2 protein-coding genes are annotated in these 1,324 nt (G+C 74.2%); one reads left to right on the top strand and one right to left on the bottom strand.

Annotated elements, in window-relative coordinates; genetic code table 11:
* On the top strand, positions 1 to 1,100 hold a 1,100-nt coding region (locus tag ROTAS13_RS24540), incomplete at its 5' end, for a low specificity L-threonine aldolase (protein ID WP_371329373.1).
* A gap of 37 nt (positions 1,101 to 1,137) precedes the next feature.
* Here ROTAS13_RS24540 and ROTAS13_RS24535 read toward each other — a convergent pair.
* The coding region (locus tag ROTAS13_RS24535) for a CinA family protein (RefSeq protein ID WP_139323569.1) at positions 1,138 to 1,324 on the bottom strand (187 nt) is incomplete at its 5' end.

Raw genomic sequence — 1,324 nt, 5'->3', positions numbered from 1 at the left:
CCCCGCCGAAGCAGTGTCAGGAGTCCGCGCGCATGGTCCATGCCCCGCCCCGCCCGCCCGCCGGTGCGCCGCCCGTCCGGATCAACCTCTATTCCGACACCCAGACCCGCCCGACCCCGGCGATGCTGGAGGCCATGACCCGGGCCGAGGTGGGCGACGACCAGTCGGGCAACGACCCGACCATCAACGCGCTCTGCGACCGCATGGCGGCCCTGCTGGGCAAGGAGGCGGCGGTCTTCCTGCCCTCCGGCACCATGTGCAACGTCATCGCCACGCTGGTCCACACACGGCCGGGCGACGAGATCCTGGCGCATGAGACGGCGCATATCATCAACAGCGAAGGCGGCGCCCATGCCGCGCTGGGCGGGGTGCAGATCACCGGGCTCGCCGGCCCGCGCGGCATGTTCGATGCCGAGGCCGTCCGCGCCGCCATCCGCCCGCGCAACCGCAACGCCCCGCCCCAGACCATGCTGGAGGTCGAGCAGACCTCGAACCATGGCGGCGGCGCGGTCTGGCCGAAGGCGCAGCTCGATGCCGTGGCGGCGGTGGCGCATGAGCAGGGCTGGGCCACGCATATGGACGGCGCCCGGCTGCTGAACGCCTGCGTCGCCTCCGGCATCCCGGCCGCGGAGATGTGCGCCGGCTTCGACACCGCCTGGCTCGACTTCACCAAGGGCCTCGGTGCCCCGCTCGGCGCGGTGCTCTGCGGGTCGGAGGAGTTCATCGGCCATGCCTGGCGCTGGAAGCAGCGGCTGGGCGGGGCGATGCGCCAGGGCGGCGTCTGCGCCGCGGCCTGCCTCTACGCCCTCGACCACCACGTGGACCGGCTGGCCGAGGACCACATGAACGCCGCCGCCCTGGCGCGCGGCCTGAAGCAGATCCCGGGCATCGAGGTGACCGATCCGGATACCAACCTGGTCTATTTCGACCCGCGCGGCGCCGGCTTCTCGCCCGCCGATCTGCAGACGGAGCTGCGCCGCCAGGGCATCCTGGTCAGTGCCCTGGCCGGCAAGATACGCGCCTGCACGCATCTCGACGTGTCCTCGGGTATGATCGAGGAAACCCTGGCCGCCATCCGCGGCATCGTCGCGGAACGCTGATCGGCGCGACCCGGGGGAGGCTCCGCCGCCCCCGGCGTCAGGCCGCCTCGCCCAGCAGGCGGAGCGCCTCGGCCACGGTCGCGGCGCGGACCGCCGTGCGGTCGCCGGGGAAGACGTGGCGCAGCGCGCGCACCGGCCGGCCCCGCCGGGCGAGGCCGAACCAGACCGTCCCCACCGGCTTGCCCGGCACGGCGCCGCCGGGCCCGGCGATGCCCGTCACCGCC

It is taken from the genome of Roseomonas sp. TAS13 (genome assembly GCF_001950415.1).
GTDB lineage: Bacteria > Pseudomonadota > Alphaproteobacteria > Acetobacterales > Acetobacteraceae > Roseomonas > Roseomonas mucosa.
Note: the sequence above shows the minus strand (reverse complement) of the source record. Positions and strands in the feature narration are given on the sequence as shown.